Annotated in this window: 25 protein-coding genes and 1 tRNA gene; 6 read left to right on the plus strand and 20 right to left on the minus strand. The window is 68.7% G+C overall.

The annotated features are described in order from the left end of the window. Nucleotides 1–137: 137 nt before the first annotated feature. Complete coding sequence (locus EV652_RS26470; protein WP_132212133.1) at nucleotides 138–728, minus strand: ANTAR domain-containing response regulator; 591 nt, start codon at nucleotides 726–728, stop codon at nucleotides 138–140. A gap of 118 nt (nucleotides 729–846) precedes the next feature. Here EV652_RS26470 and EV652_RS26475 point away from each other — a divergent pair. From EV652_RS26475 to EV652_RS26485, 3 genes are all read left to right on the plus strand, one after another. Continuing rightward, nucleotides 847–920 (plus strand) — tRNA-Leu (locus tag EV652_RS26475). A 47-nt stretch (nucleotides 921–967) separates the two neighbouring features. After that, on the plus strand, nucleotides 968–1,717 hold the full coding sequence (locus EV652_RS26480; RefSeq protein WP_132211936.1) for a helix-turn-helix domain-containing protein: 750 nt from the start codon (nucleotides 968–970) through the stop codon (nucleotides 1,715–1,717). Between the two features lie 47 nt (nucleotides 1,718–1,764). Further along, nucleotides 1,765–2,121, plus strand: a complete 357-nt coding sequence (locus EV652_RS26485; protein ID WP_132211937.1) for a VOC family protein — start codon at nucleotides 1,765–1,767, stop codon at nucleotides 2,119–2,121. A 32-nt stretch (nucleotides 2,122–2,153) separates the two neighbouring features. Here EV652_RS26485 and EV652_RS26490 read toward each other — a convergent pair whose 3' ends face one another. The 6 genes from EV652_RS26490 to EV652_RS44150 form a co-directional block, all read right to left on the minus strand. Beyond that, nucleotides 2,154–2,963 (minus strand): SGNH/GDSL hydrolase family protein, encoded by an 810-nt coding sequence (locus EV652_RS26490; RefSeq protein ID WP_132211938.1) that lies wholly within the window; start codon nucleotides 2,961–2,963, stop codon nucleotides 2,154–2,156. A 206-nt stretch (nucleotides 2,964–3,169) separates the two neighbouring features. Further along, nucleotides 3,170–4,621, minus strand: a complete 1,452-nt coding sequence (gene pyk, locus EV652_RS26495; RefSeq protein WP_132211939.1) for a pyruvate kinase — start codon at nucleotides 4,619–4,621, stop codon at nucleotides 3,170–3,172. 99 nt (nucleotides 4,622–4,720) lie between these two features. After that, nucleotides 4,721–6,271: a metallophosphoesterase family protein gene (locus tag EV652_RS26500; protein ID WP_132211940.1), complete on the minus strand. Its 1,551-nt coding sequence runs from the start codon at nucleotides 6,269–6,271 to the stop codon at nucleotides 4,721–4,723. Between the two features lie 100 nt (nucleotides 6,272–6,371). After that, the gene (locus EV652_RS26505) at nucleotides 6,372–7,838 is read right to left on the minus strand and encodes a glutamate synthase subunit beta (RefSeq protein ID WP_132211941.1); all 1,467 of its coding nucleotides are present in this window, start codon (nucleotides 7,836–7,838) and stop codon (nucleotides 6,372–6,374) included. After that, entirely contained in the window at nucleotides 7,838–12,376 is a 4,539-nt protein-coding gene (gene gltB / locus EV652_RS26510; protein ID WP_132211942.1) for a glutamate synthase large subunit, read from the minus strand. The genes EV652_RS26505 and gltB overlap by 1 nt, the downstream gene beginning before the upstream one ends. A gap of 404 nt (nucleotides 12,377–12,780) precedes the next feature. Next, nucleotides 12,781–12,993 (minus strand): hypothetical protein, encoded by a 213-nt coding sequence (locus tag EV652_RS44150; RefSeq protein ID WP_206752096.1) that lies wholly within the window; start codon nucleotides 12,991–12,993, stop codon nucleotides 12,781–12,783. 55 nt (nucleotides 12,994–13,048) lie between these two features. On the opposite strand from EV652_RS44150, the gene EV652_RS26515 reads away from it, so the two are divergent. Next, on the plus strand, nucleotides 13,049–14,071 hold the full coding sequence (locus EV652_RS26515) for a 1-aminocyclopropane-1-carboxylate deaminase (RefSeq protein WP_132211943.1): 1,023 nt from the start codon (nucleotides 13,049–13,051) through the stop codon (nucleotides 14,069–14,071). Here EV652_RS26515 and EV652_RS26520 read toward each other — a convergent pair. The 12 genes from EV652_RS26520 to hisI form a co-directional block, all read right to left on the minus strand. Beyond that, nucleotides 14,068–14,829: a VIT1/CCC1 transporter family protein gene (locus EV652_RS26520; protein ID WP_242002026.1), complete on the minus strand. Its 762-nt coding sequence runs from the start codon at nucleotides 14,827–14,829 to the stop codon at nucleotides 14,068–14,070. The genes EV652_RS26515 and EV652_RS26520 overlap by 4 nt on opposite strands. Next, nucleotides 14,822–15,886 (minus strand): prolipoprotein diacylglyceryl transferase, encoded by a 1,065-nt coding sequence (gene lgt / locus EV652_RS26525; RefSeq protein WP_199238417.1) that lies wholly within the window; start codon nucleotides 15,884–15,886, stop codon nucleotides 14,822–14,824. Before lgt ends, EV652_RS26520 begins: the two co-directional genes overlap by 8 nt. 88 nt (nucleotides 15,887–15,974) lie before the next feature. Continuing rightward, nucleotides 15,975–16,688, minus strand: coding sequence for a DsbA family protein (locus EV652_RS26530; RefSeq protein ID WP_132211944.1), 714 nt, complete (start codon nucleotides 16,686–16,688; stop codon nucleotides 15,975–15,977). Continuing rightward, complete coding sequence (locus tag EV652_RS26535) at nucleotides 16,685–17,176, minus strand: MauE/DoxX family redox-associated membrane protein (RefSeq protein ID WP_132211945.1); 492 nt, start codon at nucleotides 17,174–17,176, stop codon at nucleotides 16,685–16,687. The genes EV652_RS26530 and EV652_RS26535 overlap by 4 nt, the downstream gene beginning before the upstream one ends. Further along, nucleotides 17,173–17,835, minus strand: coding sequence for an SCO family protein (locus EV652_RS26540; protein ID WP_242002027.1), 663 nt, complete (start codon nucleotides 17,833–17,835; stop codon nucleotides 17,173–17,175). Before EV652_RS26540 ends, EV652_RS26535 begins: the two co-directional genes overlap by 4 nt. Nucleotides 17,836–17,842: 7 nt before the next feature. Beyond that, on the minus strand, nucleotides 17,843–18,667 hold the full coding sequence (trpA, locus tag EV652_RS26545) for a tryptophan synthase subunit alpha (RefSeq protein WP_132211946.1): 825 nt from the start codon (nucleotides 18,665–18,667) through the stop codon (nucleotides 17,843–17,845). Beyond that, nucleotides 18,660–19,871, minus strand: coding sequence for a tryptophan synthase subunit beta (gene trpB / locus EV652_RS26550; RefSeq protein ID WP_132211947.1), 1,212 nt, complete (start codon nucleotides 19,869–19,871; stop codon nucleotides 18,660–18,662). Before trpB ends, trpA begins: the two co-directional genes overlap by 8 nt. A gap of 65 nt (nucleotides 19,872–19,936) precedes the next feature. Beyond that, nucleotides 19,937–20,743 carry an indole-3-glycerol phosphate synthase TrpC gene (trpC, locus tag EV652_RS26555; RefSeq protein WP_132211948.1) on the minus strand — a complete coding sequence of 269 codons (807 nt, stop codon included), beginning with the start codon at nucleotides 20,741–20,743 and terminating at the stop codon, nucleotides 19,937–19,939. A 13-nt stretch (nucleotides 20,744–20,756) separates the two neighbouring features. Then, nucleotides 20,757–21,011, minus strand: coding sequence for an HGxxPAAW family protein (locus EV652_RS26560; RefSeq protein WP_132211949.1), 255 nt, complete (start codon nucleotides 21,009–21,011; stop codon nucleotides 20,757–20,759). A 56-nt stretch (nucleotides 21,012–21,067) separates the two neighbouring features. Further along, on the minus strand, nucleotides 21,068–21,592 hold the full coding sequence (locus tag EV652_RS26565; protein ID WP_132211950.1) for a Trp biosynthesis-associated membrane protein: 525 nt from the start codon (nucleotides 21,590–21,592) through the stop codon (nucleotides 21,068–21,070). Further along, a complete protein-coding gene (locus EV652_RS26570) occupies nucleotides 21,592–23,106 on the minus strand; it encodes an anthranilate synthase component I (RefSeq protein ID WP_242002028.1) in 1,515 nt (504 codons plus the stop codon). The genes EV652_RS26565 and EV652_RS26570 overlap by 1 nt, the downstream gene beginning before the upstream one ends. Continuing rightward, nucleotides 23,103–23,432, minus strand: a complete 330-nt coding sequence (hisI, locus tag EV652_RS26575) for a phosphoribosyl-AMP cyclohydrolase (protein ID WP_132211951.1) — start codon at nucleotides 23,430–23,432, stop codon at nucleotides 23,103–23,105. Before hisI ends, EV652_RS26570 begins: the two co-directional genes overlap by 4 nt. An 88-nt stretch (nucleotides 23,433–23,520) precedes the next feature. Here hisI and EV652_RS26580 point away from each other — a divergent pair, with 88 nt between their 5' ends. Beyond that, complete coding sequence (locus EV652_RS26580; RefSeq protein WP_132211952.1) at nucleotides 23,521–24,627, plus strand: dipeptidase; 1,107 nt, start codon at nucleotides 23,521–23,523, stop codon at nucleotides 24,625–24,627. On the opposite strand, the gene EV652_RS26585 is transcribed toward EV652_RS26580, so the two are convergent. Continuing rightward, nucleotides 24,624–25,490 carry a GNAT family N-acetyltransferase gene (locus tag EV652_RS26585; protein ID WP_132211953.1) on the minus strand — a complete coding sequence of 289 codons (867 nt, stop codon included), beginning with the start codon at nucleotides 25,488–25,490 and terminating at the stop codon, nucleotides 24,624–24,626. The genes EV652_RS26580 and EV652_RS26585 overlap by 4 nt on opposite strands. A 139-nt stretch (nucleotides 25,491–25,629) precedes the next feature. Here EV652_RS26585 and EV652_RS26590 point away from each other — a divergent pair, with 139 nt between their 5' ends. Next, nucleotides 25,630–25,950: a Fe-S cluster assembly protein HesB gene (locus tag EV652_RS26590; protein ID WP_132211954.1), complete on the plus strand. Its 321-nt coding sequence runs from the start codon at nucleotides 25,630–25,632 to the stop codon at nucleotides 25,948–25,950. Nucleotides 25,951–25,960 lie beyond the last annotated feature (10 nt).

Raw genomic sequence — 25,960 nt, forward strand, 5'->3', positions numbered from 1 at the left:
GAGCACCCGCAGGTTAGACCTCTCTTGGCACTTGAGGCGATGTCACGGAACGTGTGTTGTGAGGTCGTTACAGCGGTAAGCAGCATGGATGGCAGTGATACCTGTACGCCCGCTCAGCGCCGTACGCGGAGAGTGATTCACTCGCTACCGCCCGCCTCGTCAACGACCAACTCCGCGACCTGACGCATGGAAACTCTTTTGTCCATCGCGGTCTTCTGGATCCACCGGAAGGAGTCCGGTTCGGACAATCCAAACTTCGTCTGCAGGACCGACTTGGCCCGGTCCACCAGTTTGCGCGTCTCCAGCCGCTCGGCCAGATCGGCGACCTCACGCTCCAGCTCGGCCAGTTCGACGTACCGGGACGCGGCGATCTCGATCGCGGGCAGCAGGTCGGCCTTGGAGAACGGTTTCACCAGGTACGCCATCGCGCCGGCGTCGCGGGCCCGCTCGACCAGCTCGCGCTGCGAGAAAGCGGTCAGCATCAGCACCGGTGCGATCCGCTCGCCGGCGATCTTCTCGGCCGCGCTCAGCCCGTCCAGCTTCGGCATCTTGACGTCGAGGATGACCAGATCGGGCCGATGCTCCGTCGCCAGCCGGATGGCCTCTTCGCCATCGCCCGCCTGCCCGACGACGTCGTACCCCTCCTCGGCCAGCATCTCGGCCAGATCCATCCGGATCAACGCCTCGTCCTCAGCGATCACCACGCGCTTAGCAGTCACACCCGACACTGTATCGAGGCCGACCGTGCTGCCATCGAGCACCGGACCGAACGAGGTCGGCAGTGCCACACGCGGGTCCCCGATTCGCAGTTCCACCGGGGCCATGGGCTAGGATCTTGGTCCGCAAGCCCTGGTAATCCAATAGGCAGAGATGATGGTCTCAAACACCATACAGTGTGGGTTCGAGTCCCACCCAGGGCACACAATCGGCTGACAATCTTGTCGGTGCCACCTGCGAATCTCTGGTCATGTACGACGGTGAGACGCGCGCCACAGCCCTGGCCGCGATCGTGAGTGGTGAAAGCCTCAACTCGGTGAGCAAACGCCTCGGCGTCAGCCGAACTACGCTCCGTGACTGGCGGGACAATCCGGCACCTCTCGACGACCCGACAGCTTGCCCGCGCTGCACGAACGGGAAGCTCGACCGGGGTCCATACGCGCACTTGCTTGGTTTGTACCTGGGCGACGGATGCGTTTCCTCGCAGGCGAAGGGCGTCCACTCGCTTCGGCTCACCTGTGATGCTGTCTACCCGCGGTTGATCGAGGAAGCGGCAGCGGCGATGGCGGCCGTCTACCCGGCACGGCCGGTGCACCGTGTCGACGCACCCGGTTGTGTGGTGCTCACGTCGTACTGGAAGCACTGGCCCTGCTTGCTACCGCAGCACGGCCCCGGGCGGAAGCATCTACGACCGATCGAGCTCGCCGACTGGCAGCAGGACATCGTTGCCGAGTTCCCCGAACAGTTTCTTCGAGGACTGTTCGACGCCGACGGGTGCAGAGTGGCGAACTGGACCGTCCGCATGGTCGGTGGCAAGACGAAGCGCTACGACTATCCGCGCTACATGTTCTCCAACGAGTCCGCGGACATCATGCGCCTGTGTCAGTGGGCACTCGACCTACTCGACGTCCCCTGGCGGATGCCCCGCTCGAACGCCCTGTCAGTTGCGCACCGAAATGCGGTGGCCAAGCTCGACGAGTTCATCGGTCCGAAGTCTTAGCTTGTGAGGAGGCTCGGCGAGAGGCTGGGCGGCGAGAGGAGTGGACAGTGTTTGTCGGATCGCACGTGATCATCTACAGCAATGATGCCGATGCTGATCGGGCCTTCATCGCAGATGTGCTCGGGTTTCCGCATGTCGATGCCGGTGCGGGGTGGCTCATCTTCCGGCTGCCGCCGGCGGAGATCGCCGTCCATCCGACCGATGGCGGCGAGCGGCACGAGTTCTACCTGATGTGCGAGGACATCGAGGCGCTGTTCGACAAGCTGGCCGGCGCCGGGGTGGAGGTCTCCCGCGACATCACCGAGGAACGCTGGGGACGTCTGGCCGGCATCCCGCTCCCCAGCGGTGCCGGACTGCCGGTGTATCAACCGCTCCACCCGGTCGCCTACAACCTGCCGGACTGACCACCGCGGGGCCGGCCGGTCAGGGCGGGGGCTCAGGTCCACCAGGAGTGGGGCCAGGTGGTCTGGGCCAGGGCGGCCTGGCCGGTGAGGCTGGGGTGGAAGTAGTCGAGTCGGCTGACGTGGCTGCGGCTGAACTGGAAGTTGAAGAGGGCGTTGTCGTCGAATCGGCACTTCGCGAGGTTTGCGCACTCGTCCCGGAGTACGGCGTTGAAGGCGATCACGCGCGCACGTACCGCCTGCCGCTCGGCCTCGGTTCGCTCCGTCGCCAGCAGGGACTGGCAGATACTGGCCGCCTCCCAGACCACCCTCGCCAGGAAGTCGGTGTGGTAGATCTGCCACAGCCGATACACATCCGGAACGCTGGCCACGAAGATGCGCGCCGAACCTGGCAGGCCGACGTCGAGCGTCTGCAGGGTCTGGCGGAACTGGCTGCGGAAGGTCTCCACCGGAGTCATCGAGGCGGGAGTCGACGTGCAGGCGTCGTTCGCACCCATCAGGATCGTCACGTAACCGACCTGCTGGGTGACTGCGAGCTGTGCTTGCGCCGGAGCGTCGGACATCCGGGCGCCGGACCGTGCGTCGTTGTAGTTGCGACCGGAGATGGCTGGGTTGAGAGCACGCAGCCGCTCGTAGTGACTGGTGATCCCGTCCCAACTCGCGCCACCCGTGCTCCACGAGTTCGCCGGATGGTCGCCGTACCAGCAGCAGACGTCGGCCGCCCGCGTCATTGAGTCCCCGATCGACGCCATGCTCGACGGCGCCGGGATCGCCTGAGCAGGTGTGGTGCCGCCAAGGGCGAGCACCAGGGTCAACAGGACGGTGAACACCACTGATCGACGCATGGCCAACTCCTCACAGGACTGCGAGCTCGGTACCCGGCCCGCATCATCCGGAAACGCGAGAGCCACGAAAGCGGTACGACGTGTTCGTTGGACGCATGCGAGTGCCCGTGTTCCAGCCCTGGCATCCGGTCGCCTGCAACCTGCCGGACTGACGACATGGCTGAGGCGGGCAGTCAGGTGACTGCCCGCCTCGAGAAAAGGTGCTGTTACGGGTTCGGAGTGCGGTACGCCGGGGCGATGCCTTCGATGGCGTCGCCCATGCGGTGGACGCGGAGGGCGTTGGTGGAGCCGGGGATGCTGGGCGGTGAGCCGGCCACGATGACGACCAGGTCACCCTTCTTCAGCTTGCCGAGTTCGAGCAGGCGCTGGTCGACCTGGCGGACCATCTCGTCGGTGTGGTCGACGGTGGGGACGATGTGCGTCTCGATCCCCCAGACGACACTCAGCCAGGAGCTGACCGACGGGACCGGGGTGAAGGCGAGCACCGGGATCTCGGTGCGGTAGCGGGCCAGCCGCAGTGCGGTGTCACCGCTCTGGGTGAACGCGACCAGGAACTTCGCGTCCAGCCGCTCGGCCACGTCCGCGGCGGCCCGGGCGATCACGCCGCCCTTCGTGCGCGGCTCCCACTCGATCTCCTTGACCCGGCTCAGCCCGTGCTGCTCGGTGGAGGCGACGATCCGCGCCATCGTCGTCACCGTCTCGATCGGGAACCGGCCGACGCTGGTCTCGCCGGACAGCATCACCGCGTCGGCACCGTCCAGGACGGCGTTCGCGACGTCGGAAGCCTCGGCCCGGGTCGGCCGCGGCGCGGAGATCATCGACTCCAGCATCTGGGTGGCGACGATGACCGGCTTCGCGTTCAGCCGGGCCTGGTCGATGATCAGCTTCTGGACCAGCGGGACCTCCTCGAGCGGGAGCTCCACGCCGAGGTCGCCGCGGGCCACCATGAACCCGTCGAAGGCCTCGATGATCTCGTCCAGGTTGGCGACCGCCTGCGGCTTCTCGATCTTGGCGATGACCGGGACCCGCAGTCCCTCCTCGTCCATGATCTTGTGCACCAGCTGCACGTCGGCGGCGTCCCGGACGAACGACAGCGCGATCATGTCGGCCGGCAGGTGCAGCGCCCAGCGCAGGTCCTCGGCGTCCTTCTCCGACAGGGCCGGCACGCTGACCGAGACACCCGGCAGGTTGATGCCCTTGTGGTTCGACACCGGCCCGCCGACGGTGACCCGGCAGACCACGTCGGTCTCGGTCACCTCCTCGGCGACCAGCGCGATCCGGCCGTCGTCGATGAGCAACTGGTCGCCGGGGTGCACGTCACCGGGCAGACCGTCGTACGTCGTCCCGCAGATGGTCGCGTCGCCCGGGACCTCCCGGGTGGTGATGGTGAAGCGTTCGCCGTAGGTCAGCGTGACCTTGCCCTCGGCGAACTCGGCCAGCCGGATCTTCGGGCCCTGCAGGTCGACCAGGATGCCGACGTTCTTGCCGGTCTCGGCCGCTGCGGTGCGGATCCGCTGATAGATGCGCTCATGCTCGGCATGGGCACCATGGCTCAGGTTGAGCCTTGCGACGTCCATACCTGCTTGGACGAGTTCCAGGATGCGCTCGGGGGCGGCCGTAGCCGGGCCAAGCGTACAAACGATCTTTGCGCGACGCACGTCACAAAACCCTACTCCTACAAGACCACTAGCCCGCTGGTCCGCCCCTCTTACTGGACGGTTAACAGCTGGCGTCGATCTGGTACATCGGCTGAATCGTCAAGAAGGTAAGGGGGTGTAGGCGCCGACGGTGACCTCGCCGCTGAGCTCGGCGGTCACGGTCTGGAGGCCGATCGGCTGACCGTCCGCGTAGGTGATCAGGGTGACCTCACCCGGCCGGCGCAACGTGTACCCAAGGGCGAACGCGTACGCCGCTCCCCCGGTCGTACCGTTCGTGTACGTCGTCACCGGACGACCGTTGATGACCTTGTGCTCCGGCCCGACCTGGCGGTGCAGATGCCCGGACAGCAACAGCGTCGCGCAACCTCGCTGCGCCGTGTCGGCGAACGAGGCCGGGTCGTGCACCACGAACGTGGAGATCCGCTTGTCGTCGGATTGCTCGCAGGCGATGCCGGCCAGCCGCTCGGACTGTTCGGCGATCGTCTCGGCGCCGGCCGAGTCCGCACTGCCGAGCCCGGTCCGGGTCGGATCGCTGTCGCCGAGGAACCGGATCCCCTCCACCTCGACCGGCTTGCTGTCCAGCACGGTGAACCCGTTCTTGCGCATCGCGTCCTCGATGTGGCCGCCGGCGTCGTGGTTGCCGGCCACCGCGACCTTCTTCAGGTCCCTGAAGTGCTGGGCCAGCGAGTTGATGCTGAACACCTCCCACGACTGTCCCGACGAGGAGTCGTCGCCGGCGTCGATGAGCACCTTCGCACCGGCGACCTTGGCCACCTCGGAGGCGAACCGGTCGATACCGATGTTGTCGTGCCGGTCCGACACCAGCAACGCGACCGTCTCCCCCTCACTCGCCTGGTGGATCCGGCCGCCGACCCGGGTCACCCGCTCCTGCAGCCGGCCGTAGAACTCGGTGGATCGCTCGTACGTCTCGACCGCCGTACGGATGACGCCGACACCGCCGGTGGTGGAGAACCCGGACGCGACCTCGACGCTCTTGAGCCGTTCGTCGAACGAGAGCTCGGGCAGCAACTCGTGCAGCGGGCGCCACGCGGTCGGCGGCACCTCGGCCGTTCGCATCTGGCCGGGGCCGAAGATCGACGCGATCGTGATCAGCATCGCGACCAGTACGACGATCGCGCGGTGTTCGACCCGGCGTTCGTGCTTGTGCACCAGATCCCACAACTCACGACGCCGGCGCGCGCCGAGAGCGGTCCAGACCGTTGCGACCACGACCGCGACCAGCAGGCCGGAACCCGCACCGGCGACGGCATTGTCGACGGCCATCTCTTCGATCACCTGCCGGATCCGCGCGATCTCACCATCCGGCTGGGAGGCGATCAGGGCGTCCCGGTTGAGCAGTTCGGTGAGGTTGTCGGCATCCGTCTCCTGGACGTCGAGGTTGACACCGATGCTGACCGGGGCGTTGGTCGGGATCCGCAGCCGCGGCAGTACGGCGCCGAGGTCGAGGGTGGCGTGGCCGTCGAAGGTCGGGGAGACAGTGGCCGCGTGCGCACCGATGGTGACCCGCTCGGAGTCGTTCGCGAACCCGAGCATGCCGACCGCGACCGACGTGACGAACCAGAGCAGGCTGAGCGCGGCCCACGGCGCGATCGCACGGAGCCGGGCTCTGGTCACGAGGCGCCTAGCCATGGGTCAACCGTATTGGTCCAGGCAAGCCGTTGCACCTCGAACCGCTGCGGGCCGCAGGCAACAGTTCGTTGCCTACGGCCCGGTTCATCGCAGCTCGGATTCAGACCGCCAGCGGGCGGGCTGTCGGTGGGATGGGGGTTGGCAGGGTTGACGAGCCGGTCAGGTGGGTGTCCACACCGTTGGCGCAGGAGCGGCCTTCGGCGATCGCCCAGACGATCAGGGACTGACCGCGACCGGCGTCACCACAGGCGAAGACCCCTTCGACCGAGGTCTGGTAGCTCTTGTCCCGCTTGACGTTGCCCCGCTCGTCCAGATCGACACCCAACTGCTCGAGGAAGCCCTCGCGCTCCGGGCCGAGGAAGCCCATCGCGAGCAGCACGAGCTGCGCCGGGATGGTCCGCTCGGTGCCCTCGATCGGGCTGAACCTCCCGTCCTTGAACTCCACCTCGACCAGGTTCAGCCCGGCCACGTTGCCGTCGGCATCGGCCTCGAAGTTGACGGTCGAGACGGAGTACACCCGCTCGCCGCCCTCCTCGTGCGCCGAGGCGACCCGGTAGATCATCGGGTACGTCGGCCAAGGCTGCCCGGTCGGCCGGTCGTCGCCGGGTCGCGGCATGATCTCCAGCTGGGTGACGGAGCGAGCACCTTGCCGGTGCGCCGTACCGAGGCAGTCCGCACCGGTGTCACCGCCACCGATGATGACCACGTCCTTGCCAGTGGCAACGATCTGGTCGTCGACGGTCTCCCCCAGCGCGACCCGGTTGGACTGCGGCAGGTACTCCATCGCCTGGTGGATGCCGCCGTGCTCGCGTCCCGGCACCGGCAGATCGCGGGCCGCCGTCGCGCCGGTGGCGATGACGACGGCGTCGTACCGCTGCTTGAGTTGGGTCCCGGTGACGTCCACGCCGACGTTGACGCCGGAGCGGAAGACCGTGCCCTCCTCCTTCATCTGCTGGATCCGGCGGTCGACCTGTTCCTTCTCCATCTTGAATTCGGGGATGCCGTAGCGCAGCAGTCCGCCCGGGGCGTCGGCCCGCTCGTAGACCGCGACGGTGTGACCGGCGCGGGTGAGCTGCTGGGCGGCGGCCAGACCGGCTGGGCCGGAGCCGACGACGGCGATCGTCTTACCTGTCAGCCACTCCGGCGGCTGCGGCTTGACGTCACCGGCCTCCCAGGCCTTGTCGATGATCGCGACCTCGACGTTCTTGATCGTCACCGGCTCCTGGTTGATGCCCAGTACGCAGGCCGGCTCACACGGCGCCGGGCAGAGCCGGCCGGTGAACTCCGGGAAGTTGTTGGTCGCGTGCAACCGCTCGATCGCACCGGACCAGTCGTCCCGCCAGACCAGGTCGTTCCACTCTGGGATCAGGTTGCCCAGCGGGCAGCCGCTGTGGCAGAACGGGATGCCGCAGTCCATACACCGTCCGGCCTGCTTGGTGATGATCGGCAGCAGTGCCTTGCCGGGCCCACCGGGGTAGACCTCTTTCCAGTCCTTCACCCGCTCGTCGACCGGGCGCCGCTCGGCGACCTCCCGCGGGGTGGTCAGGAATCCCTTCGGGTCAGCCATCAGATGGCCTCCATCATCGCTCGCGTGGTGGCGTCCTCGTCCAGCCCGTCCCGCTCGGCGGCCGCCTTGGCCGCCAGCACCCGGGCGTAGTCGCGGGGCATCACCGTGGTGAACCTGGCCGCCGCCGCGGGCCAGTCGGCGAGCAGCTTGGCCGCCCGTTCCGAACCAGTCTCCTCGTGGTGCCTGCGGACCAGATCGTGCAGCAGTTCGGACTCGTCCTCGGTGACCGGGTGCAGGTCCACCAGCTCCGGGTTCACCAAGGCGTGGTCCAGGTCGAGCACGTGGGCCACGCCGCCCGACATGCCCGCCGCGAAGTTCCGGCCGACGGCGCCGAGTACGACGACGCGCCCACCGGTCATGTACTCGCAGGCGTGGTCGCCGACCGACTCGACGACCGCGGTGGCTCCGGAGTTCCGGACACAGAACCGTTGCCCGGCCCCACCGCTGATGAACAGTTCGCCCGACGTCGCGCCGTACGCGATGACGTTGCCGGCGATGATCTGGTCGGCCGCGTCGAACCGCGCGTGCCGATCCGGCCGGATCACCACGCGACCACCGGACAGGCCCTTGCCGACGTAGTCGTTGGCGTCACCCTCGAGGCGCAGCGTCACACCACGCGGGACGAAGGCGGCGAACGAGTTGCCGGCCGACCCGGTGAAGGTCAGGTCGATCGTGCCGTCGGCCAGGCCGGCGGCCCGGTACCGCTTGGTGATCTCGTGACCGAGCATGGTGCCGACAGTCCGGTTGACGTTGCGGATCGGCAGCTGCGCACGGACGGGCTCACCGGTCTCCAGCGCCGGCTGGCAGATCCGGATCAGCTCGTTGTCGAGCGCCTTGTCGAGACCGTGGTCCTGCAGCACCGTCTGGTGTCGAGCCGCGCCGTCCGGCAGGGCCGGCACGTGCAGGATCGGCGACAGGTCGAGTCCGTCGGCCTTCCAGTGGTCGACCGCGCGCCGGATGTCCAGCACCTCGGCGTGCCCGATCGCCTCGTCCAGCGACCGGAAGCCGAGCTGGGCCAGGTACTCCCGGACCTCCTCCGCGATGAACTCGAAGAAGTTCACCACGAACTCGGGCTTGCCGGAGAACCGTTCGCGCAGCACCGGGTTCTGCGTGGCGACGCCGACCGGACAGGTGTCCAGGTGGCAGACGCGCATCATGATGCAGCCCGACACCACCAACGGCGCGGTGGCGAAGCCGAACTCCTCCGCACCGAGCAGCGCCGCGACGATCACGTCCCGGCCGGTCTTCAGCTGACCATCGGTCTGTACGACGATCCGGTCGCGCAACCCGTTGAGCAGCAGGGTCTGCTGGGTCTCGGCCAGACCGAGCTCCCACGGACCACCGGCATGCTTCAGCGACGTCAGCGGAGCCGCACCGGTACCACCGTCGTGTCCGGAGATCAGTACGACGTCCGCGTGCGCCTTGCTGACCCCTGCGGCGATCGTGCCGACGCCGACCTCGGAGACGAGCTTGACGTGCACGCGCGCCTGCGGGTTGGCGTTCTTGAGGTCGTGGATCAGCTGAGCCAGGTCCTCGATCGAGTAGATGTCGTGGTGCGGGGGCGGCGAGATCAGGCCGACACCCGGGGTCGAGTGCCGGGTGCCGGCCACCCACGGGTAGACCTTGTTGCCGGGCAGCTGACCGCCTTCGCCGGGCTTCGCGCCCTGAGCCATCTTGATCTGGATGTCGTCGGAGTTGGTCAGGTATTCCGCGGTGACGCCGAACCGACCGGACGCGACCTGCTTGATCGAGCTCCGCCGGGCCGGGTCGTGCAGGCGGTCGGAGTCCTCGCCGCCCTCACCGGTGTTCGACTTGCCGCCGAGCCGGTTCATCGCGATCGCCAGCGTGGTGTGCGCCTCGGCACTGATCGAGCCGTAGCTCATCGCACCGGTCGAGAACCGCTTGACGATCTCGCTGACCGGCTCGACCTCGTCGATCGGGATCGGCTCCCGGTCCGAGCCACTGTCCGCATCCTTGAAGCCGAACAGGCCGCGCAGCGTCATCAGCCGCTCGGACTGCTCGTCCACACGGGAGGTGTACTGCTTGAAGATGTCGTAGCGCCCGGTCCGGGTGCTGTGCTGCAGCCGGAACACCGTGTCCGGGTCGAACAGGTGCGGCTCGCCCTCACGCCGCCACTGGTACTCGCCACCGATCTCCAGCTTGCGGTGCGCGGCCAGGATGCCGTCGGCCGGGTACGCGCGCAGGTGCCGGCGGCGTACCTCTTCGGCGATCGTGTCGAGCCCGAGTCCGCCGAGCTTGGACGACGTACCGGTGAAGTAGGTGTCGACCAGCTCGGGCGACAGACCGGTCGCCTCGAAGATCTGGGCACCGGTGTACGACGCGACCGTCGACACACCCATCTTCGACATCACCTTGAGCACGCCCTTGCCGAGCGACTTCACCACGTTGCGCACCGCCTGCTCGGGCTCGATACCCGGCAAATAGGTGCCCTGGCGGCACAGGTCCTCGACCGACTCGAGCGCGAGGTACGGGTTGACCGCCGCCGCGCCGTACCCCATCAGCAGGGCGACGTGGTGGACCTCGCGGACGTCACCGGCCTCGACGACCAGACCGACCTGCGTGCGGGTCTTCTCCCTCACCAGATGGTGATGAACCGCGGCGGTCAGCAGCAGCGACGGGATCGGCGCGCTGTCGGCGTTCGAGTGCCGGTCGGACAGCACCAGGATGCGGGCGCCGTCCTTGATCGCCGCGTCGGCCTCGGCGCAGATCGCCGCGAGCCGCGCCGCCAGCGCCTCTCCGCCGCCCTCGACGTCGTACACACCGCGCAGCACCGTGGTCGCCAGGCCCGGCATGTCGCCGTCCAGGTTGATGTGGCGCAGCTTGGCGAGCTCGTCGTTGGTGATCACCGGGAACGGCAGCACGACCTGACGGCAGGACGCCGGGCTCGGGCTGAGCAGGTTCGCCTCCGGGCCGAGGGACGACGACAGCGAGGTGACGAGCTCCTCGCGGATCGCGTCCAGCGGCGGGTTGGTGACCTGGGCGAACAGCTGGGCGAAGTAGTCGAACAGCAGTCGCGGCCGCTCACTCAGTACGGCGATGGGCGTGTCGGTGCCCATCGACCCGATCGGCTCGGCGCCGGACCGGGCCATCGGGGTGAGGAGAACCCGCAGCTCCTCCTCGGTGTACCCGAACACCTGCTGGCGCCGGGTGACCGAGGCGTGGCTGTGGACCACGTGCTCGCGCTCGTGCAGATCCTCGAACCGGATCAGGCCGGCGTGCAGCCACTCGTCGTACGGGTGCTCGGTGGCGAGTGCGTTCTTCACCTCTGCGTCGGTGATGACCCGGTGCGCCTCGACGTCGACCAGGAAGATCCGGCCAGGCTCGAGCCGGCCCTTCTCGGTGACGGTGGCCGGGTCGATGTCGAGGACGCCGGCCTCGGACGCGAGGACGACGAGACCGTCCTCGGTGACCCAGTAGCGCGACGGGCGGAGACCGTTGCGGTCCAGCACCGCGCCGACCTTGGTGCCGTCGGAGAAGACCACCGACGCCGGGCCGTCCCACGGCTCCATCAGGGTCGAGTGGAACTCGTAGAAGGCACGCCGCTGCGGGTCCATCGTGGTGGCGTTCTCCCACGCCTCCGGGATCATCATCAGCATCGCGTGCGGCAGCGACCGGCCGCCGAGGTGGAGCAGTTCCAGCACCTCGTCGAACGAGGCCGAGTCCGAGGCGCTCGGCGTACAGATCGGGTAGAGCTGCTCGAGATCACCCGGGATCAGGTCGCTGGCGAGGAGAGCCTCGCGGGCGCGCATCCAGTTGCGGTTGCCCTGGACGGTGTTGATCTCACCGTTGTGGGCGATGTACCGGTACGGGTGGGCCAGCGGCCAGGACGGGAACGTGTTGGTGGAGAACCGCGAGTGCACGATGCCGATCGCCGAGGCGAGGTCGGGGTCGGTCAGCTCGGGGAAGAACTTGTCCAGCTGATCGGTGGTCAGCATCCCCTTGTAGGTGATGGTCCGGCCGGACAGCGACGGGAAGTAGGTCTCTGTTTCCTTCTCGGCCCGCTTCCGCAGCCGGAAGGCCATCCGCTCCAGCGCCAGGCCTAGCACCCGGCCCGCCTTGGCGGTGACGAACAGCTGCTTGAAGGTCGGCATCACCGAACGAGCGGTGGCGCCGAGCAGGTCCGGCGTGGTCGGTACGTCGCGCCAGCCGAGGACGGTCAGGCTCTCCTCCGCGGCGAGCTCCTCGATCCGGGCGACCGCCTTGGCGGCGTCGTCCGGGTCGGCCGGGAGGAAGGCGATACCCGTGGCGTACGCGCGCTGCACCGGCAGCTCGAAGTCGCACACCTTGCGGTAGAACGCGTCCGGGACCTGGATCAGGATGCCGGCGCCATCGCCGGAGTCCGGTTCGGCGCCGGAAGCGCCGCGGTGCTCGAGGTTGCGCAGGGCGGTCAAAGCCTTCGCCACGATGTCGTGGCTGGGTTCACCGGTCAGGGTCGCGACGAAGGCGACACCACAAGCGTCGTGCTCGTGCTGCCCGTCGTACAGACCCTCGCTCGGGAATGGGGGGACACCAAACATTCAGGAGCTCCCGTCGTCCTACGGTCAACAACTGGCCGCGGGACAACATTGGCCCAAGCCGGGAGTCCCGAGACTACCTCATGACGCCCGATAGATGGACGCCCATTCCACCGTCACAACGCCTACTCACCCACAGTAAGCAAGCGCTCACTACCTGCCCCCTCATCTTCCCAGCACCCTCTCCCACAACCACCCACCTCACCCGAAATTCACCTGGTGAGACGGTGGAGCCGGCCGCGTGGTCGCCGGTGGCCTTGGCTGCCGCTCTGGGCCGGTTTGCGCGCCTCCCGCTGGACGAGCCCGCCTGGGGTGCCCGCAACGTACTGCGGGACCGCCTGACGACCGTAGAGCGCGCGGCTGGGCTTGAACAGGAACCGGTGGGCCGGGACAGGTTATTTCCTGTCTCAGCCCCCCCGGAAGGTGTGCCAACCCCTCAGGCTGAGGTCCAGGCCTGGTGGAAGGCGGTGTAGCTCGGGTAGCGGGTACCTCTGGTCGGCGATGCGGACGCCGTGCGAGATGTTGCCGGAGCCCTGGGTGCCGGAGCTGAAGCGGGCGAAGATGGTGCCGAGGTGTTCGAGGTAGGTGGACGGCTGGACATCGATCTCGCCGGGGAACATCTGGCTGACCCTAGTCACGGCGCCCGCCGTCGAGCGACCGACTTTCGGAGGAACGATGTCACTGGCTGATTTCGCCCGGTACCCGTTGTTGTTCGGGCCGAGTCCGGTCCATCCGCTCGACCGGCTCAGTGCGCAGCTCGGGGGCGCGAGGATCTGGGCGAAGCGCGAGGACTGCAACTCCGGGCTCGCGTACGGCGGCAACAAGACGCGGAAGCTGGAGTACCTGATCCCCGACGCGCTCGCCCAGGGCGCGGACACGCTGGTGTCGATCGGCGGCTACCAGTCCAACCACACCCGGCAGGTCGCCGCGGTCGCCGCGAAGGTCGGGCTCAAGGCGGTGCTGGTGCAGGAGAACTGGGTCGACTGGCCCGACGCGCTCAACGACCGGGTCGGCAACATCCTGCTCAGCCGGATCATGGGCGCGGAGGTCCGGCTCGACCCGGCCGGTTTCGGCATCGGCTTCAAGGACAGCTGGAAGCAGGCACTGGCCGACGTCGAGGCTCGAGGAGGTACGCCGTACGCCATCCCGGCCGGTGCCTCCGACCACAAGCTCGGCGGGCTCGGATTCGCGCAGTGGGCGTACGAGGTGGAGCAGCAGGAGCGTGAGCTCGGTGTCTTCTTCGACACGATCATCGTGTGCGCGGTGACCGGGTCGACCCAGGCCGGGATGATCGCGGGCTTCGCCGGTCAGGACCGCCCGCGGCGCGTGATCGGCATCGACGCGAGCGCCAAGCTGAAGGAGACCCACGACCAGGTCGAGCGGATCGCCCGCGCCACCGCGGAACTGATCGGGCTCGGCCGGGACCTGCGCGAGGACGAGATCACCGTCCTCGAGGGCTGGGCCGGCGACCTGTACGGCGTACCGGTGCAGTCGACCCTCGACGCGATCCGCCTGACCGGTCAGCTCGAGGGGATGATCATCGACCCGGTCTACGAGGGGAAGTCGATGGCCGGCCTGATCGACCTGATCCGCAACGGCGAGATCCCGAAGGACTCCAACGTCCTCTACGCCCACCTCGGTGGACAGCCCGCCCTCAACGCCTACAGCGGTCTGTTCACCCACACACGTCCGGTCTAGATGCTCGGACCGACCAAAGTGCCGACGAAGTAGGTGAGGGCTGCGGCCAGGCCGCCGAGGATCAGTTGGCGGAGGCCGGAGTACCACCAGGAACGCGTGGTGACGCGGGAGACGACGGCACCGCAGACGAAGAGGGCGGTCAGCGACAGGACCAGGGCCGGTACGACGTTGCCGGCACCGAGGAGGTACGGCAGCAGCGGGATGAACGCGCCGACCGCGAAGCAGATGAAGGAGGACGCGGCCGCCAACATCGGGTTCGGCAGATCGTGCGGATCGATGCCGAGCTCCTCGCGGACGTGTTCCTCCAGTGCCTGGTCCGGGTCGGTGTGGAACTGCTTGGCGACCTTGCTGGCCAGGTCCGGGTCGAGGCCTTTGGCCCGGTAGGTCTCGGCGAGCTCGATCTCCTCGTCGAGCGGGTGCCGCTGGATCTCCTTGCGTTCCACCTCGATCTCGGCCCGGGCCAGCTCACGTTGCGACGCGACCGAGGTGTACTCCCCCGCCGCCATCGAGAACGCGCCCGCGGCGAGACCGGCCAACCCGGCCAGCACGATGAACTGCGAACCGGACTCGGTGCCGCCGTCCATGCCGGCGATCAGCGCGAAGTTCGACACCAGGCCGTCCATCGCGCCGAACACGGCCGGCCGCAGCCAGCCGCCATTCACGTCCCGATGGGTGTGGTCCCCGTGATGCTCGGCGGAGACTTCCGGGGGCGATCCGCTGGAGTCGCCCTCGGAAGCGGAGGTCCGATCGTCAGTCACGAGACCCGTCTGTCTCGGGCCCGTTGGTGCTGTTCGCCTCGACCGTCGGCTTGGCGGCCTCCGGCTTCCTCGCATCGCCCGTCAGCTCGGCATCGCCCGTCAGCTCGGCATCGTCCGTCAGCTCGGCGTCATCGGTCGGCCCGGCATCGTCGGTCGGCCCGGCGGCGTCGTCGGCCGGCTTGTCGGCCTCGGCATACGGCTGGCCGGCGGCCGGGCCGGTGGAGATGTCCTCGATGCCGGGACGGTAGCGGAAGCTGAGGATGAGGTAGACGACCGCGAGGACGAACAGCACGAGCGAGGTCCACACGTTCAGGCGCAGGCCGAGGAAGTGGTTCACGGTGTCGATGCGCAGGTCCTCGATCCAGACCCGCCCGGCGGTGTAACCGGCCACGTAGAGCGCGAACGCCCGCCCGTGCCCCAGCTTGACCCGGCGGCCGACCAGGATCACCAGCGCGATCACGCCGAGGTTCCAGATCGCCTCGTACAGGAACGTGGGGTGGAAGGTGGCGAAGTCGGCGTACCCCTCCGGCCGGTGCGCGGGGTCGATCTCCAGACCCCACGGCCGGTTCGTCGGCTTACCGAACAGTTCCTGGTTGAAGTAGTTGCCGAACCGGCCGAGCACCTGGGCCAGCGCGATCCCCGGCGCCATCGCGTCCGCGACCGCCAGGAACGGCACCTTGGCCCGCCGGCAGGCGATCCAGGCACCGAGTGCGCCGAACCCGACCGCACCCCAGATACCCAGCCCGCCGTGCCAGATCTTCAGCGCGTCGATCGGGTGCCGGCCCTCGCCGAAGTACAGCTCGGCGTCGGTGATGACGTGGTAGATCCGGGAACCGACCAGACCGAACGGGATGGCCCAGAACATGATGTCGGCGAGCACCGTCGGTGAACCGCCGCGGGCAACCCAGCGGTGACGGCCGAGCCAGTAGCCGGCGAAGATGCCGGCCAGGATGCACAGCGCGTACGCGCGGATCGGCAGACCGAGAACGTGCCAGACACCCTGGCTGGGGCTTGGGATGAACGCCGGAACGATCACGGCGGGGATCAGACTAGACATGGCAAGCAGGAACGCTACTCGACCGGCCCCATCGCGACCAGAAACTCATGGTCACGATGGGGACTCGGTGCGTCAGCGCCCATGGGCCTCAGCCGGCCGCGACCGCTTCGTCGACGGCCTTCTGCAGGCCCTCGCCGGTCAGGTTGTCGGCATCCAGCTGCTTGTCGTTGACGTAGACCGTCGGCGTCCCGGTCACACCGCGGTCATCGGCGGCCTTGGAGACCGAGTCGAGCCAGCTGCCGTAGGTGTTGTCGCGCACCGCCTGCTGGAACGTCGCGTCGTCGATGCCCAACTGCTGGCCCAGCTGGATCAGCTGATTGGTGGTCCAGGACTTGGAGAAGTCGGCGTACATCTCGTCGGCGTAGCTGAGCGCCTTGCCGTTCGCGGCCGCGGCGGCGAACGCGTTCGCGAGCCGCGGCGAGGCGTCCGGGTTGACGAAGGTCAGCGGCCAGTAGGTCAGCGTCGCGGTGCCGTCCTGGACCAGCTTGTCGACGGTCGCGCCGGTCCGCTCCTCGAACTCCGCGCAGTGCGGGCAGCGGAAGTCCAGGTAGATGTCGATATGCGCCTTGGCGCCTTCCTTGCCGACGGTGACACCCTTGCCGGTGGTGCCCGGCCCCTGGATCACGGTGGGCTCGGGGCGGCCGTTCGAACTCACCTCGACCTTGGAGTGGCTGCGCCAGTACTGCACGCCGACCCCGCCACCCAGGGCCAGCAGCAGCACGATCACCACGACGATCCCGGGCGAGATCCGCCGCTTCTTCTGCTGCAGCAGCGGGTTCACGGGGGTTTTGGTCTTGCTCACGACGCGGTGACTCCTGTCGGGATGTGCGGATCGGACTCGAGGGCGAACTTGCTCACCGGGCTGAACCAGAGCCAGACTGCCAGCAGCAGCAGGCCGACGTCCCGCAGGATCTCCTGCAGGTACTTCGTCTCACCCGGGGCGACCGTTCCGCCGCCGCCGAAGCAGCCGCAGTCGATCGCCAGACCGCGCGCCCAGGCGGAGGCCACCGCGGCGATGAACACGACCATGAAAACACCTGCGGCCACGGCCGCGGCGCGGACACCGAAACCGACGATCAACAGCAATCCGATCGCGATCTCCAGGAACGGCAATCCCCAGCCGACCAGGGCGACCAGCCCGGACGGCAGAAGGTCGTACGCCCGGACCGCCTGGGACGCGGTCTCCGGATCGGTCACCTTCAGCGCACCGGCCACCAGCATCACACCGCCGAGCACGAGCCGGGCCACCAGCGACACCCAGGGGGACCAGGGCTGCTGCTTCACCTTCACTGGTTGTCCTCCACCAGCTTCCCGAAGTCATGTGCGAGGTCGCCGATGGCGGCGTTCGACAACCACAGCACGTTCGCCTTGTCGTTCTTTCCGAATCCGAGCACCTGCGCGCCGTGGCCGACCTCGTAACCGCCGGACGGCAGCTTCTTCATACCTTCCACCGGTACGCCGACAGCCTTGGCGATGTCCTTGATCTGGGTCAGCGACCCGGTCAGCCCCACGAAGGACGGGTCGAACCGGTCCAGGTACTTGCGCATCACCGGACCGGTGTCGCGGGACGGGTCGGTGGTGATGAACAGCAACTGCACCTGGCCACGGACCGACTCGTCCAGCTTGGTCAGCGCGGACGCCACGTCGGCCATCACGGTCGGGCAGACGTCCGGGCAGTTGGTGTAGCCGAAGAACACCAGCGTGACCGGCTTCTTGGTGGACGTGACCAGGTTGAACTGGTTGCCGCCGGTGTCGGTCAACGTCGCCGTCGGCAACGTGTACGGCCGGTCCAGCGTCGCCCCCCGCAGCCCGTTCGGGTCCCCGGTGGTGCGGATGATCGCACCACCGGGGTTGTCCGCCTGTTCCTTGTCCTTGCCGCCGCTGCAGCCCGCGAGGGCGAGCAGAGCCACCGCGGCAAGCAGAACGGCCGCGTTCCTGGTTCGACTCACGGCGTGTCTAACGACCGGCGGCGGCGCTGTGTTCCCGTCGGACGCCTTCGGACAAGGCTCCGGCGAGGCTGCGGACCCCGGCCGGGCCGCCGTCCTGGAGCGCCTTGACGAGAGCGGCACCGACGATCGCCGCGTCCGCGAACGCCGCCACACCGGCCGCCTGGTCCGCGTTCGAGATTCCGAGGCCGACGCCGACCGGCAGTCCGGTCGCCGCCTTGGTCCGGGCGACCAGCGGTGCGGCCAGGTCGGACGGCTTGTCCCGGGCACCGGTGACACCCATCACCGCGGTCGCGTAGACGAAACCGCGGCAGGCGGCCGTGGTCAGCCGGATCCGCTCGTCGGTCGACGACGGCGAGACCAGGAAGACCTTGTCCAGGTCGTACTTGTCCGCGGCCGCGATCCACTCCGCGCCCTCGTCCGGGATCAGGTCGGGCGTGATCAGCCCCGCTCCCCCGGCCGCCGCGAGATCGGCGGCGAACCGGTCGACGCCGTACCGCTCGATCGGGTTCCAGTACGTCATCAGCAGCACCGGGACATCGGAGTACGACGCGATCTTCTCGACCGTGCTCAGCACGTCGCGGGTCCGCAGTCCGCCGGCCAGCGCGGCCTCGGTGGCGCGCTGGATGGTGACACCGTCCATCACCGGGTCGCTGTACGGCAGGCCGATCTCGATCACGTCGCACCCGCCGTCGACGAGCGCCTTGATCCCGTCGACGCCACCCTCGTACGTCGGGAAGCCGGCCGGCAGGTAGCCGACCAGGGCGCCGCGGCCCTCGGCGTTCGCCTTCCGGATCGCGGCCCCGGCCTTGCCCAGGGCAACGAGCTCACTCACGACCGGTCTCCTTGTCGGCCAGGCCGAACCAGGTCGCGGCCGTGTCCATGTCCTTGTCCCCGCGGCCGGACAGGTTCACCAGAATGGTTGCCTCCGGCCCCAATTCCTTGGCGATGTCGAGCGCGCCGGAGACCGCGTGCGCGGACTCGATCGCGGGGATGATCCCCTCGGTCCGGGACAGCAGCTTGAACGCCTCCATCGCCTGGGCGTCGGTGATCGGCCGGTACGACGCCCGCCCGGTCTCGGACAGCCACGCGTGCTCCGGCCCGACACCGGGGTAGTCCAGCCCGGCCGAGATCGAGTGCGACTCGATCGTCTGCCCGTCCTCGTCCTGCAACAGGAACGACCGCGCACCATGCAGTACGCCGACCTGGCCCGCGCTGATCGTGGCCGCGTGCCGGCCGGTCTCGAACCCGTCACCGCCGGGCTCGATGCCGTACAGCTTCACGTCCGCGTCCGGGATGAACGCGGCGAACAGGCCGATCGCGTTCGACCCACCGCCGACGGAGGCGACCGCGGCGTCCGGAAGCTTGCCGAGCAGTTCGAGCGACTGCTCCCGGGCCTCGTCGCCGATGCCGCGGACGAAGTCGCGCACCATCGCCGGGAACGGGTGCGAACCGGCCGCCGTCCCCAAGATGTAGTGCGTCTTGTCGACGCTGGCGACCCAGTCGCGCAACGCCTCGTTGATCGCGTCCTTCAGTGTCCGGCTGCCGGTCTTGACCGAGATCACCTCGGCGCCGAGCAGTTTCATCCGGGCCACGTTCAGCGCCTGCCGCTCGGTGTCGACCTCGCCCATGTAGACCACGCACTCGAGGTCCAGGTAGGCGCAGGCGGTCGCGGTCGCGACGCCGTGCTGGCCGGCACCGGTCTCCGCGATCACCCGGGTCTTGCCCATCCGCTTGGTCAGCAGGGCCTGGCCGATGGCGTTGCGGATCTTGTGCGCGCCGGTGTGGTTCAGGTCCTCGCGCTTCAGCAGGATCCGGGCACCGGCCACGTCGGACAGCCGGGTCGCGTCGTACAGCAGGCTCGGCGCACCGACGTACTGGCGCAGCATCCGCTCGAACTCACCGGTGAACGCCGGGTCGGCCATCGCCTCCCGCCACGCCGTGGTGAGCCCGTCGAGCGGCGCGATCAGCGCCTCCGGCATGAACCTGCCGCCGAAACGGCCGAAGTGCCCGAACTGGTCGGGCAGCACAGTTGTCATCCGTACAAGCCTTCCAATACCCCGAAGGGGGTGGTGTTCCCGGCCGGCTTCACGGCCCGGGTGTACTAGTGCCGCTGCTGAATGGCGGGGTGCGATCCGGCAGCGACCAGGTCGGCGACCGAGGCGCGGGGATCGCGGCCGGTCACCAAGGTTTCACCGACGAGGACGACATCGGCCCCGGCGCGCGCGAACTCGATTACATCATGGGGGCCGCGGACCCCGGACTCCGCCACCCGGACCAGGTTGGTCGGGATCGTCGGCGCGACCCGGGCGAAGGTGTCCCGGTCGACCTCGAGGGTCTTCAGGTTCCGGTTGTTCACGCCGATCAGCTGAGCTCCGGCGTCCACCGCACGCCGGGTCTCCTCCTCGTCGTGCACCTCGACCAGCGGGCACAGCCCGATCGAATGGGCCCGCTCGATCAGCGAGACCAGCGCCTCCTGCTCCAGCGCCGCGACGATCAGCAGGGCCATGTCGGCACCGGCCGCCCGGGCCTCCCAGAGCTGGTACGAGGACACGATGAAGTCCTTGCGCAGCACCGGTACGTCGACCCGGCCGCGGACCGCGCGCAGGTCGTCCAGGCTGCCGTTGAACCGGCGCTGCTCGGTCAGCACCGAGATCGCGGCCGCCCCGCCGCCCTCGTACTCACCGGCCAGCGCGGCCGGGTCGGTGATCTCGGCCAGGTCGCCCTTGGACGGGCTGGAGCGCTTCACCTCGGCGATGATCGCGATCCCGTCGCCGCGGAACACCGGCATCGGGTCCTTGGCGTCGGGCTTGCGTTGCGCCTCGAGCTTCAGGTCGTCCAGGCTGACCCGCGCCTGGCGCTCCGCGAGGTCCTCCCGGACCCCGGCGAGGATGTCGTCAAGCACAGTCATGTCGGTTCGCCCCTCAGTGCCGGTCGTCGGTCGGAACCCCGAAGCCCAGCAGCTGCATCACCTTGCCGGCCAGCGCACCGACCAGAGCGATCGCGACTGAGATCCAGAACAGCAGCCAGTTCGGCCCCAGCACCATCGCGATGGCGCCGACCGTGAAAGCGATCAGCACGATGGTCACGGCGGTCCAGGCCGCCGGGCTGTTGCCGTGCAGGTCGTGAGCCTCCTCGCTCACCTGCGTCACCGGTTGATCCGCCGTCGTCTTGTCCATGGTTGGCGCCACTCCTCGTCGTCGTCCCGTCCTATTGTGGCGGTAGCCCGCCGCGATCAGAGAGTCGGGTCCTCCCCGGCGTCGATCGCCTTCCACTGATCGGTCCCGTGACCGGACCCTGCGGCGGCCGGATCACGCTCATAGCGCGCCGTCGCCCGTCGCCAGCGATGCGCTGTCAGTACGGCGACCAGCCCTGCTGCGACCAGCGCCACTCCCCCGGTCAGCGCGAGCCAGGGAGCCGGTCCGGTGGTGATCTCGAACGAGTCGGTTCCGAGCGTGAGCGCCGGGCGCAGCCGGGTCAGCTCCTCGAGTCCTGGGCGGACCTGGAACGCGACCACGACGGCCAGCACGCCCAGCAGTACTACCAGGACGGCCAGCACGCGGCGCAGCGCAGTACCGGCCAGTTTGGTCACGATCACGGCCACCACTGCCGCCGCAGCCAGGAAGACCGGTGCGCGGGTCAGGTCGTAGCCCTTGAAGGTTTCCTTGTCGTTGACCGTGGTCCACGGCAGGTACGCCGACAGGCCGAGCAGGGCCAGGGCTACTACCGCCAGGAGGTCAACCAGTCGCTGCGGCCTCATCAGACGTCGCTAAAGGTTCCCGCGACCGCGATCGCGTCGAGTACGGCGGCCGCCTTCGTCCGGCACTCCGCGTCCTCCGCGGCCGGGTCGGAGTCGGCCACGATGCCCGCCCCCGCCTGCACGTACGCCGTCGTACCGCGCAGCACCGCGGTCCGGATGGCGATCGCGGTGTCGGCGTCACCGGCGAAGTCGAGGTAGCCGACCACGCCGCCGTACACGCCGCGCCGGGTCACCTCGAGCTTGTCGATGATCTCCATCGCCCGCGGCTTCGGTGCCCCGGACAACGTTCCGGCCGGGAAGGCGGCGGTGAGCGCGTCGAAGGCGGTCTTGCCGGCCGCCAGCTGCCCGGTGACCGTCGACTCCAGGTGCATCACGTGGCTGTAGCGCCGTACGTCCATGAAGTCGACGACCTCGACGGTGCCCGGTGCGCAGACCCGGCCGACGTCGTTGCGGCCCAGGTCGACCAGCATCAGGTGCTCGGCCCGCTCCTTCGCGTCGGCCCGGAGCTCCTCCTCCAGCGCGTGGTCCTCCTCGGGCGTCACACCGCGGCGGCGGGTGCCCGCGATCGGGTGCAGGATCACCTTGTTGTCGGTCACCTTGACCAGCGCCTCGGGGCTGGAGCCGACGATGTCGAACCCGTCCAGGCGGACGAGGTACATGTACGGGCTCGGGTTAGAACGGCGGAGCACCCGGTAGATGTCCAGCGCGGTCGCGGTGGTCTGCAGCTCGAACCGCTGGGACACGACGATCTGGAACGCCTCGCCCGCGCGGATCTCCTCCTTGGCGTGCTCGACCGCTTCCCGGTACTCGGCGCTGGACCGCTGCCGGTGCGGATCCGGCTCCGCGGATCGATCGGCGCGGACGACGTACGACGGGGTGGGCTGCGCCAGGTCGGCCTCCATCGCGTCGAGGCGGCGGACCGCGTCCGCGTAGGCCTCGTCGACCCGCTCGTCGGAGTCGTCCCAGTTCACCGCGTTCGCGATCAGCCAGATCTCGCCGGTCTCGTGGTCGAGGGCGGCCAGGTCGGTGGCGAACAGGAAGGTCAGCTCGGGCAGGCCGAGGTCGTCGGTCGTTGTGTCCGGCAACCGTTCCAGCCGGCGGACCGCGTCGTACCCGAGGAAGCCGACCATGCCGCCGGTCAGCGGGGGCAGGTCCGGCAGCCGCGGGGTGTGCAGGATCTCCAGCGTCTCGCGGAGCGCCTTCAGCGGGTCACCGGTCTCCGGCAGACCTACCGGCGGGTTGCCGGTCCAGACGGCCTCGCCGTCCCGCTCGGTCAGGGTCGCGGCAGAGCGGACACCGATGAAGGAGTACCGCGACCAGACGCCGCCGTTCTCGGCCGACTCGAGCAAGAACGTGCCGGGGCGCTCGGCGGCGAGCTTGCCGTAGACACCGATCGGCGTCTCGGCATCCGCCAGCAGCCGCCGCGTCACCGGGATGACGCGGCGGTCCTTGGCGTACTCGCGAAAGGTCTCCAGGCTGGGGCTGTTCACTGTGGTTTCAGTCTCCAGGCTCACGGTTTGACCTCGATCTCGCCGTGCTCGAAGCAGCTGCGGGTGCCGGTGTGGCAGGCCGGGCCTTCCTGGTCGACCAGGACGAGCAGGGTGTCGGCGTCGCAGTCGACCAGGATCTGCTTGACGTGCTGACGATGGCCGCTGGTCTCGCCCTTCACCCAGTACTCCTGCCGGCTGCGGGACCAGAACGTGCTCCGCTTGGTCTCCGCGGTACGGCGTACCGCCTCGGCGTTCATCCAGCCCACCATCAGGACCTCACGCGTGTCGTACTGCTGTACTACCGCCGGGATCAGCCCGGCCGCGTCGAAGGTCAGCTCGTCGATACTCACCTGTCCATTGTCGCCGATCACAAGTCGTGCTCCGCACACGGTGTCCTGGCATGAACACCTCCTGCTGCCGGACTGAGAGGATGGCGGAATGACGACGAGTGAGGCACGCGTCCGGGAACTGTTGGCTGAGCACCCGGTGGTCGACGGGCACAACGACCTGCCGATCGCCTTCTACGAACTGTGCGGGTACGACCTGGACGCGCACGATCTGAGCGGTCCGGTCCCCCAGGTGAACACCGATCTGCCCCGGCTGCGACAGGGGCAGGTGGGTGCCCAGTTCTGGTCGCTGTGGGTTCCCCAGGACGCTGACTCCGTACGGCGTACGTTCGAGCAGCTCGACTTCGTCCGGCGACTGGTCGAGCGATTCCCGTCGGAGCTGGAGCTGACATCCTCGGCCGATGACGTGGAGGCGGCGATCAAGGCCGGCCGGATCGCGTCGCTGATGGGGATGGAGGGCGGCCACTCGATCGGTGAGTCCCTCGGCGTCCTGCGGGTGATGCGTGCGCTCGGTGTTCGCTATATGACGCTGACCCACAACAACAACGTGTCGTGGGCGGACTCCGCGACGGACGAGCCGGTGCTGGGCGGGCTGAACGACTTCGGCGAGGAGGTCGTCCGGGAGATGAACCGGATCGGCATGCTGGTCGACCTGTCACATGTCTCGGCGGACACCATGCGGCACGCGCTCCGGGTGACGAGCACGCCGGTGATCTTCAGCCACTCGTCGGCGCGTGCGGTGTGCGACGTACCGCGGAACGCTCCCGACGACGTCCTCGAGACGCTCGCGCGGAACGAGGGCGTCTGCATGGTGACGTTCGTGCCGGCGTTCGTGTCCCAGCCGTACGTCGACTGGATCGCCGGCGCGCGGGAGGCCGTGCCGGAGCTGAATCCGCTCAACCCGGCGGATCAGGTCAAGCTGGCCAACGCGTACGACGTACCGAAGCCCGAGGTCACGCTCGACGACGTGGTGGATCACATCGAGCACGTCCGCGGGATCGCCGGCGTGGACCACATCGGGATCGGCGGCGACTACGACGGGTGCCCGGAGTTCCCCACCGGCCTCGCCGACGTGGCGTCGTACCCCAGGCTCTTCGGGGCGCTCGCCGACCGCGGCTGGAACGAGGCCGAACTGGCAAAGCTTGCCGGTGGCAACATTCTCCGCGTGCTCCGCGCGGCCGACGAGGCCGCCGGCTAGGCGTTCCGGTACACGTCCCGCATCTCGGGCAACTGCTCGAACCCGGCCGCCTTGTAGGTGGCGACCGCGCCCACGTTGAAGGCCGGCGTGCACACGACCGCGCTGGACGAACCCAGCTCCCGCAGGGCGCGCGCCGCCGCGACCGTGATCGCCTGTCCGTAGCCGTGACCGCGGTGTGCCCGATGCACGCCCATCGGTTCGATCAGCCCCGGCTTGCCGGGTCCCGCGGACCAGACCGTCACACCGGCGACCGCCTCGCCCTGCCCGTTGCGGCCGACCAGACACCGCGCGTCGTCGTACGCCGCTCCGGCCGCCATCGCGTGCCAGCGCTCGTCGGTGAACGTAGATCCGTCGAACGACGCCCGCTGGACCGCGGTCCGCTCGTGCGCCTGCTCCGGACCGATCACCTCGATCCGGAGACCCGGGTCCGGCACCGGCTCACTGAGGTCACGCCGCAGCGGTATCCACGGTTCGTCGAGCTCCCAGCCGTCCTTGATCAGCAGGTCCAGAACGAGCGATCCGAGCGGCGCCTCGACGTACACCTTGCCCTCGATCAGTACGCCGCGCTCCGGCGCCGACACGTCCTCGACCAACTGTCGCGCCAGCTCCTCGTCGTGCTGGAGCTCCGGCGCGATCGCCAGCCGCAGCAGCTCGGGATCGTCCAGCATCCCGACCGCCAGGGTCTCCCCGTCCCGGCTCCACATCCTGGTCGCCGCCGCGGTCTGCTCCCCGCCGAAGCGCCAGTACCACCCCAGATCCCCCGGGTGCAGCTGCACCACAGCTCCGTCGTACTGCCACCCCCGCAACACCCGCACCACGTCGCCCAGCCCGTCAACCCCCGGCACACCCATCCCAATAGCCATACCCCGATCACACACCACCCCACCCACACCCGCACCCGACTTTCCCGGCGGCAGACAGTGACCTGGCACACGCCCCTGTTTGGAGATGACGTCATCGGGCACGGGGCGGGCTCAGTGATTCCTAGAGGTTGGAGTAGTTGTGCTGACGCTGACCGAGAACGCGACTCTGGTGATCAAGAGCATCACGGGGGTCGACGGTGCGCCGGAGGGCGCCGGGGTACGGATCTCGCAGGAGGATCCGGCCAACCCCGCGCTCGCGGTGACGACCACGGAAGCGCCGCGCCCGGGTGACCAGGTGGTCGAGGAGAGTGGCGCGCGGGTGTTCCTCGAGGAGAACGCCGCGAACGCGCTCGACGACAAGATCCTGGACGCGGCGGTCGACGACAAGGGCGGCGTCGAGTTCCTGCTGGTGCCCCAGCCGGGCAACGGCCGGGAGAACGGTGCCGCCCCGACTCCCTGAGTCGACCTGA

The organism is Kribbella steppae (genome assembly GCF_004342025.1).
In the GTDB taxonomy this organism is placed as follows: domain Bacteria; phylum Actinomycetota; class Actinomycetes; order Propionibacteriales; family Kribbellaceae; genus Kribbella; species Kribbella steppae.